The organism is Streptomyces sp. AA4 (genome assembly GCF_000158875.1).
GTDB lineage: Bacteria > Actinomycetota > Actinomycetes > Mycobacteriales > Pseudonocardiaceae > Amycolatopsis.
Genome location: NZ_GG657746.1, coordinates 720278 through 727688, shown reverse-complemented (window position 1 = coordinate 727688; position 7411 = coordinate 720278). Strand labels below are relative to the sequence as shown.

Annotated in this window: 8 protein-coding genes; 4 read left to right on the top strand and 4 right to left on the bottom strand. The window is 69.6% G+C overall.

Annotation, left to right across the window (positions count from 1 at the left end; all coding sequences use genetic code 11):
• Positions 1-83: 83 nt before the first annotated feature.
• Entirely contained in the window at positions 84-1157 is a 1074-nt protein-coding gene (gene dapE, locus SSMG_RS03545; RefSeq protein ID WP_009072860.1) for a succinyl-diaminopimelate desuccinylase, read from the bottom strand.
• A 42-nt stretch (positions 1158-1199) separates the two neighbouring features.
• On the opposite strand from dapE, the gene SSMG_RS03540 reads away from it, so the two are divergent.
• The 3 genes from SSMG_RS03540 to SSMG_RS03530 all read left to right on the top strand — a co-directional run bounded on the left by SSMG_RS03540 (position 1200) and on the right by SSMG_RS03530 (position 3709).
• On the top strand, positions 1200-1640 hold the full coding sequence (locus SSMG_RS03540; protein ID WP_037712423.1) for a hypothetical protein: 441 nt from the start codon (positions 1200-1202) through the stop codon (positions 1638-1640).
• A gap of 29 nt (positions 1641-1669) precedes the next feature.
• Complete coding sequence (dapD, locus tag SSMG_RS03535; protein WP_037716539.1) at positions 1670-2650, top strand: 2,3,4,5-tetrahydropyridine-2,6-dicarboxylate N-succinyltransferase; 981 nt, start codon at positions 1670-1672, stop codon at positions 2648-2650.
• A gap of 99 nt (positions 2651-2749) precedes the next feature.
• Positions 2750-3709 carry a CHAD domain-containing protein gene (locus SSMG_RS03530; protein WP_009072856.1) on the top strand — a complete coding sequence of 320 codons (960 nt, stop codon included), beginning with the start codon at positions 2750-2752 and terminating at the stop codon, positions 3707-3709.
• Here the strand turns inward: SSMG_RS03530 and SSMG_RS03525 are convergent.
• Positions 3702-5099 carry an FAD-dependent monooxygenase gene (locus tag SSMG_RS03525; RefSeq protein ID WP_009072854.1) on the bottom strand — a complete coding sequence of 466 codons (1398 nt, stop codon included), beginning with the start codon at positions 5097-5099 and terminating at the stop codon, positions 3702-3704. The genes SSMG_RS03530 and SSMG_RS03525 overlap by 8 nt on opposite strands.
• Before the next feature lie 86 nt (positions 5100-5185).
• On the opposite strand from SSMG_RS03525, the gene SSMG_RS03520 reads away from it, so the two are divergent.
• Complete coding sequence (locus SSMG_RS03520; RefSeq protein ID WP_009072852.1) at positions 5186-5806, top strand: TetR/AcrR family transcriptional regulator; 621 nt, start codon at positions 5186-5188, stop codon at positions 5804-5806.
• Between the two features lie 186 nt (positions 5807-5992).
• Here the strand turns inward: SSMG_RS03520 and dapC are convergent, their stop codons facing one another.
• Both dapC and fdxA read right to left on the bottom strand, forming a co-directional pair.
• Complete coding sequence (dapC, locus tag SSMG_RS03515; RefSeq protein ID WP_009072850.1) at positions 5993-7081, bottom strand: succinyldiaminopimelate transaminase; 1089 nt, start codon at positions 7079-7081, stop codon at positions 5993-5995.
• Complete coding sequence (gene fdxA / locus SSMG_RS03510; RefSeq protein ID WP_009072848.1) at positions 7078-7398, bottom strand: ferredoxin; 321 nt, start codon at positions 7396-7398, stop codon at positions 7078-7080. The genes dapC and fdxA overlap by 4 nt, the downstream gene beginning before the upstream one ends.
• Positions 7399-7411: the final 13 nt, after the last annotated feature.

Here is a 7411-nt window from a genome sequence, read left to right as displayed (position 1 = left end):
CCCCGAACCGTCAGCACAATCGGCTTTCGGGGTGCCCCACCGCAACCGGGGACTGCAATGTCGCCCGCCAGGGCGACGAGAAGTCACCCCAAAAACGCCCTCAACACCTCAGCAACCCCCCGAATCTCCCCCACCCGAACATTCTCCTGCTGCGTATGCGCCAAAGTAGGATCCCCCGGCCCGAAATTCACCGCAGGCATCCCCAACGCAGCGAACCGAGCCACATCCGTCCACCCCAACTTAGCCGCCACCTTCCCCCCAGCCGCAGCCACAAGTTCCGAAGCCGCAGGCGAGGACAACCCAGGCAACGCCCCAGGCGACATATCCACCAACGTCACCTCAAACCCCTCAAACACCCCCCGAACATGCGCCTCAGCCTCTTCAGCGCTCCGGTCCGGCGCAAACCGATGATTAACCGTCAACACAGCCGCATCCGGAACGACATTCCCAGCCACCCCACCGGAAATCCCAGTAGCCTGCAGCCCTTCCCGATAAGTCAGCCCGTCAATATCGACCACCCGAGCCGAATAACGGGCCAACCGAGCCAACGGCTCCGCAAGAGCATGAATAGCGTTGTCACCCATCCAAGCCCGAGCAGTATGCGCCCGAGCCCCAGCCGTCCGAACCTCCACCCGCAAGGTCCCCTGACACCCAGCCTCAATCACCCCGTTGGACGGCTCCCCCACCACCGCGAGATCCCCGACCAGCCACTCAGGCAACTCCCGCTCAATCCGCCCGAGCCCGTTCCGAACAGCCTCAACCTCTTCATTGTCATAAAAAACAAACGTCACATCATGCCGAGGCTCCGGCAAAGTAGCGGCGAGATGCAAAAAGACCGCATCCCCGCCCTTCATATCCACCGACCCCAACCCATGCAACACAGCATCGTCCCCGGTACCGGTAAGCCGAGACGGCAGATTGGCATTCTCCGGCACCGTATCCAAATGCCCGGCAAGAATCACCCGGGAAGGTCGCCCCAAATTAGTCCGGGCCAGAACCGCGTCCCCATTGCGCACCACCTCCAGATGCGGCGCCTGTTCCACCAACGCTGCCTGCACCAGGTCGGCAAGCTTCCCCTCCTCCCCAGAGACGCTGAACACATCCACGAGGGCAGCAGTGAGCTCGGCCGGGTCGGCGCGCAGGTCAAGGGAGGTCATACCGGCACCGTACCCAGCCGGCGCGGGGGCTACCGTGAGGACGTGCGCACGCGAAGCTCCCTGGTCGCTCTCGGCGTCCTCGCCCTCGTCCTCACCGGCTGCGGCAACGAGGCCGGGCCGAAAGCCCGCCCTGGCGCCGGCGATCCGGGTCCGGACGCCCTGCCGACCAAGCTCGACGCGCTGTCGGCCGACGCCTGCTTCACCGGACCGCAGACGCAGCTGCCCAAGGGCTGTGAGAAATACGTCACCGAGGTCGGCAACACCGCCGGTTCGGTGCACAAGCTGGCGAAAGCGGGCAAGACGGTCAACCAGCCGCTGGACCGCGACGCGACCGCGATCGACCAGGCGGTCGGCGCGTTCCGCCAGGCGGGCTGCACGACCGTGCCGACCCCGGGCGGGGCGTGCACGCAGGCGCTCGTGTCGATCTCGGCCGCGCTGACCGAGGTCAAGCAGAAGGTGAACCAGCTGGCCACCACAGGTTGATCCGGCCCGCTTCGGCTACCGTGACCGGCGTGAGCGAGCAGACCCCTGACCCCGAAACGACCGGCGCCGTCGGCGTCGGGCTGGCCACCGTCACGTCCGACGGAACCGTGCTGGACACCTGGTACCCGCACCCCAAGCTGGTCGACGCAGGCGCCAGCCGCACCGAGCGGCTGACCGCGGAGCAGACCACCGAGCTGCTCGGCGAGTCCGCGGCCGCGCTGCTCGGCCCGGACACCGACCGCGGTGTCGAGGTCGTCGCGGTGCGCGTCACGATCGGCAGCCTGGCCACCGCGCCGGCCGACGCCCACGACGTCTACCTGCGCCTGCACCTGCTTTCGCACCGGCTGGTCCAGCCGCGCGGGCAAAGCCTCGACGGCATCTTCGGCCTGCTGGCCAACGTCGTGTGGACGAGCCACGGCCCGTGCCCGGTCGAGGGCTTCGAGCAGACCCGGCTGCGGCTGCGGTCGCGCGGCGCGGTCGCCGTGTACGGCGTGGACAAGTTCCCCCGGATGGTCGACTACGTGCTGCCGACCGGCGTCCGCATCGCCGACGCCGACCGCGTGCGGCTCGGCGCGCACCTCGCCTCCGGCACCACCGTGATGCACGAGGGCTTCGTGAACTACAACGCGGGCACGCTCGGCGCGTCGATGGTCGAGGGCCGCATCTCGGCGGGCGTGGTGGTCGGCGACGGCAGCGACGTCGGCGGCGGCGCGTCGATCATGGGCACCCTGTCCGGCGGCGGCACCGAGGTGATCTCGATCGGCGAACGCTGCCTGATCGGCGCGAACGGCGGCGCGGGCATCTCCCTCGGCGACGATTCGGTGATCGAGGCCGGGCTGTACGTCACCGCGGGCACCAAGGTCGAGGTCGACGGCAAGACGGTCAAGGCCCGCGAGCTGTCCGGCATCTCCGGCGCGGTCTTCCGGCGCAACTCGGCGACCGGCGCGGTCGAGGTCGTGCCGCGCGGCGGCGTCGGCATCCAGCTGAACGAGGCACTGCACGCCAACTGATCCAGCTGTTCGAGAGGGTGCGCTTCCCGCCGCGGAAGCGCACCCTCTCGCTGTTTCGGCGGGCTCCGCCGCGAACGTCGTTCACCTACCATTGACCAGGTGACTTCCGAAGCGACCAGCCGCCGCCGAACGCCGGAACCGACGACGCCGGCCGCTCTCGGGCTCCCCGCCGAACCGGCGAAAGCGGGGCCCGAGGCCCCGGCCGCCGCGCACGTCCGCGCCAAACTCGACCACGAACTGCGCGAGCTGCTGTCCCGCGAACCAGGCACCCGGGCCGGGACAGATCCGGAAGATCTGCACCAGATGCGCGTGGCGCAGCGGCGGATGCGGAGCGTGCTGAAATCGACCGGCGCGCTGATCGGGCCCACCGCCGAACCGGTGCGCGCCGACCTCGGCTGGCTGGGCCAGGTCCTCGGCGAGGTCCGCGACTACGACGTGCTGATCGGTCACCTGCGCGAGGTGATCGCCGAGTTCGACGTCCGGGACCAGCCCGCCGGACGACGCCTGGTGTCCCGTTTCGTCTCCGAACGCACCACCGCCCGCCGCCGGTTGAACCGCGCGCTGTCGAGCCCTCGGTACGCGACCCTGCTGCAGAGCATCGCCCAGCTGTCCCGCGCCGCCGAGCACGAGATCGACGAAACGCCGTCCGAGAAGCCCGGGCTGGCCGCCGACGTGCGAAAGCCGTACCGGAAACTCGCCCGCGCGGTCGCCGCTCTCCCCCCGAATCCTCCGGACGACGACCTGCACGCCTTGCGCATCCACGGCAAGAAACTCCGCTACACCGCCGAATTGGCGCGGTCCGCAGCTAAGAAGAAGCAGGCCGGGAAGCTGTCCGAACTGATCAAGGCGACCCGCAAATTCCAGACCGTGCTGGGCGATCACCAGGACGCGGTCTTCGCCGCGGAGAAGGTGCGCGGCGTGCTGACCGACGCGGATGCGGAGGTCGGTTTCGTAGCGGGCCGGATTGTCGAACACGAACTGGCCAAACGCGCCCGCGCCCGCGACACCTGGCTCGACGTCTGGCACCGCATCGAAGCCGCCGAGCACGCGGTCAGCTGACCGACCACACGTACCCGTCCGGCCGCACCAGAACCCGCTTCCCCGGCGCACCCTCATACGCCGCGTACGCGTGGCCGCCCGCGTCCACGAACTCACCCGCGGCCCCCTTCGGCAGGATCCGGTACGCCGGATGCTCCGTCCCGAGCGGCCCGTCGCCGAAGACCAGTTCTGTCGCATGTGGACCCTGGAACAGTTCGAACAGCCGCACGCTCTTGCCGTTCGCGTCCACGAGCGGCGCGTCCGGCGCCCGGTCCCCCGGCTGCAACGCCCCCGTGCCGGCCGGGGACAGCGGCCCGCCCCGGTAGGTCAGGTCGAGCTGCTGCGTCTCCGGGCCGCGTTCGTGCGCATCCTCGGCACCCTCCTTGTACTTCTCCAGCAACGCGGTGCTGACCCCCAACACCCGCGCCGCGACCGCGCGTCGTTCCGCCTCGTAGCTGTCCAGCAGCTCGGGCGAGCCGTCGGCTAGCTTCCAGCCGAGGTTGTACGCGTCCTGCACGCCGGTGTTCAGCCCCTGTCCGCCGGTCGGCGGGTGTACGTGCGCGGCGTCCCCGGCGAGGAACACCCGGCCCTTCCGGAACGCCGCGGCCAGCCGAATGTTCGGCCGCCACACCGTGGACCACGCCAGGTCGAGCAGCCGGATCCCGCCGCCGGACACCGCGTCGAGGTGCTCCTGCAACGCGCTCAGCGAGGTGCCCGCGTCGCCGTCGCCGAGCGGGGAGGCGAACTGGAAGTAGGGCGTGCCGGCAAGCGGCGTGAACGCGACGCCGGACATCGGCTCGTCCGCCTTCGCGAACCAGTACGCCGAGCCGTGGTCGAGCCCCTCCGCCGAGACGTCGCCCAGCAGCATCCGGATCGACTCGTCAGTGGTCCCCTCGAACGCGATCCCCAGCGCCTTGCGCACGAAGCTCTTCCCGCCGTCCGCGCCGACCAGGTAGTCCACGCGCAGTGTCTCGCCGGTCGACAGCTCCGCCGTGACGCCCTCCGCGTCCTGCGTGAAGCCGGTCAGCGCGGTGTTCAGCTCCACCCGCACGCCGAACTCGGCCAGCCGGTCCCGGAGGATGCCCTCGGTCTGCGACTGGCCGAGGAACCAGGCATTCGGATACGGCACCGCCGGCGTCGGCTCGACCGGCTCGGCCATCCGCCGCACCATCGTGAACTCCCCGTCGAGATACACCCGCATCTCGTGCGGCGGCGCACCCGCGGCGAGCACCGCGTCCAGCACGCCGAGGTCCTCGAAAACCTCCATCGTGCGCGGCTGCAGCCCGTCGCCGCGCGAGCCGACGAAGTACTCCGCCGCCTTGTCCACCACCCGCACGCCGACCCCGCACCGCGCCAGCTCGATCGCCAGCGTGAGCCCGGTCGGGCCCGCTCCCGCCACCAGCACCGTCATGTCCCTCGCCCTTTCGGTGAATTAGAATTCAGTGAATCTGAATTCAGAGTGCCCGCTGATAGCGTTCGCGTCAAGGGAGGTGCCGGATGACAGCGACGAGCCGCCGGGACAAAGCCGCCGAAACGGAAACGGCGTTGAAGGAAGCGGCCAAGCGCGTGTTCGCGGCCAAGGGCTACCTGAACACGAAGATCACCGACATCACCAAGGAAGCCGGCCGCGCCGCGGGGTCGTTCTACAACCACTTCGCGAGCAAGGAGGAACTGCTGGTCGCGCTGCTGGCCGACCTGGCGGCGGACAGCGACCAGCAGGCGGCGGGCGAGGGCCATCTGTCCGATTTCAGCGATCCCGCCGCGGTCCGCTGGCACGTGCGGCAGTACTGGGACTTCTACCGCGCCAACGCGCCCACGATGCTCGCGCTGCGCCAGGCGGCGATGGTGAACGAGGACTTCGCCGCGACGTACGCGAACTTCGGCGCCACCCAGGCCTCGGACGTCGAGGACCACCTCGAACACGTCACCGCGGCCGGCCTGCGGCTTCCGGCGAACACGCAGCTCACCATCGCGATGATGTACCAGCTGATCGACAACTTCGCCCAGATGTGGCTGCTGACCCCTCCGCCGGCGGGCTGGAACCAGCCGTCGGACGAGGAAGCGATCGAGGCGTTGACGCGGTTCGTCTACCGCGGTTTCACCGGCCGCGACTACTGAACCCACAAGCCCGGCAGTACCCGGCGCGGAGGTGCTGAACCGGCCGCACGGTGCCGCTGAGAAAACCCCAATGTGGCATTGGGTGCATGCGACGCACCCAATGTGGCGTTCGGTGCGTCAGATGCACCCAATGCCACATTGGGGCGCTTTGGACTGGACGGCGGATCAAGCGGGAGCGAGGCGCGGCTAGCCCTGAGCGAGCCGCTCCGCGGCTGCCTCGATGCGCTCGTCCGTGGACGTCAGCGCGACCCGCACGTGTTCCTTGCCCGCGGGCCCGTAGAACGTGCCCGGAGCGACCAGGATCCCGCGTTCGGCGAGCCACTCCACGGTCGCCTGCGCGGATTCCCCGCGCGTGGCCCAGAGATAGAGCCCGGCCTCGGAGTACGTGATCTCGAACCCGCTGTCCTGCAACGCCTTCCGCAGCACGACGCGCCGCGCGCGATAGCGTTCGCGTTGCGCGGCAAGGGCTTCGTCGTCGGTCAACGCGGCCACCATCGCCTGCTGCACCGGGCGCGGCACGATCATGCCGGCGTGCTTGCGCACCTCCAGCAACTGTGCGACCAGCTTGGCGTCTCCGGTCACGAATCCGGCGCGGTAGCTCGCGAGGTTCGCCGACTTGGACAGCGAATGCACCGCGAGCAGCCCGTCCGTCTGTCCACCGTGGACGGACGGATGCAGCACCGACAGCGGTTCCGCCTCCCAGCCGAGCGAGAGGTAGCACTCGTCGGACACCACGACGGTGCCGCGCTCGCGCGCCCATTCGACCACCTTGCGCAGGTGGTCGACGCCGAGCACGCGGCCGGTCGGGTTCGACGGCGAGTTCAGCCAGATCATCGCCGGGCGGCGCGGGCCGAGCTGGGTCAGCCCGTCCGCGCGCACCACCTCGGCACCCGCGAGCAGCGCGCCGACCTCGTACGTCGGGTACGCCAGCTCCGGGATGACCACCACGTCGCCCGGCCCGAAGCCGAGCAGCCGCGGCAGCCAGGCCACCGCCTCTTTCGAACCGATCGTCGGCAGCACGGCGTCCGATTCGACGCCGGTGATCCCGTATCGCCGCTGCAGCGCCGCGACCGCCGCTTCGCGCAGCTCAGGCGTGCCGTGCGTAGCCGGGTATCCGGGGATCTCCGACACCGACGCGAGCGCGGCGCGGATCGAGTCCGGCACCGGGTCGACGGGCGTGCCGACGGAAAGGTCGACGATGCCCCCGGGATGCGCCTGCGCGCGGGCCTTGACCTCGGCGAGCGAATCCCAGGGGAAGTCGGGCAGCCGGGTCATTCGCCCTGCGGGGGCAGAGCCTTGATGAACCCCGGGTCGTGCGCGGTCTTGCCGACCTTGGACGCGCCGCCGGGCGAGCCCAGCTCGTTGAAGAAGTCGACGTTCGCCTTGGTGTAGTCGGACCAGTTGTCCGGGACGTCGTCCTCGTAGTAGATGGCCTCGACCGGGCAGACCGGCTCGCAGGCGCCGCAGTCGACGCACTCGTCCGGGTGGATGTACAACATCCGCTCGCCCTCGTAGATGCAGTCCACGGGGCACTCGTCGATACACGCCTTGTCGAGCACGTCGACGCAGGGCTCGGCGATCACGTAGGTCACTGCGTACTCCTGG

Excerpts from the sequence above, each read along its gene's own strand:
- SSMG_RS03520 (WP_009072852.1), top strand. The coding sequence starts at position 5,186 with ATGACAGCGACGAGCCGCCGGGACAAAGCCGCCGAAACGGAAACGGCG.
- SSMG_RS03525 (WP_009072854.1), bottom strand. The coding sequence starts at position 5,099 with ATGACGGTGCTGGTGGCGGGAGCGGGCCCGACCGGGCTCACGCTGGCG.
- dapC (WP_009072850.1), bottom strand. The coding sequence starts at position 7,081 with ATGACCCGGCTGCCCGACTTCCCCTGGGATTCGCTCGCCGAGGTCAAG.
- dapE (WP_009072860.1), bottom strand. The coding sequence starts at position 1,157 with ATGACCTCCCTTGACCTGCGCGCCGACCCGGCCGAGCTCACTGCTGCC.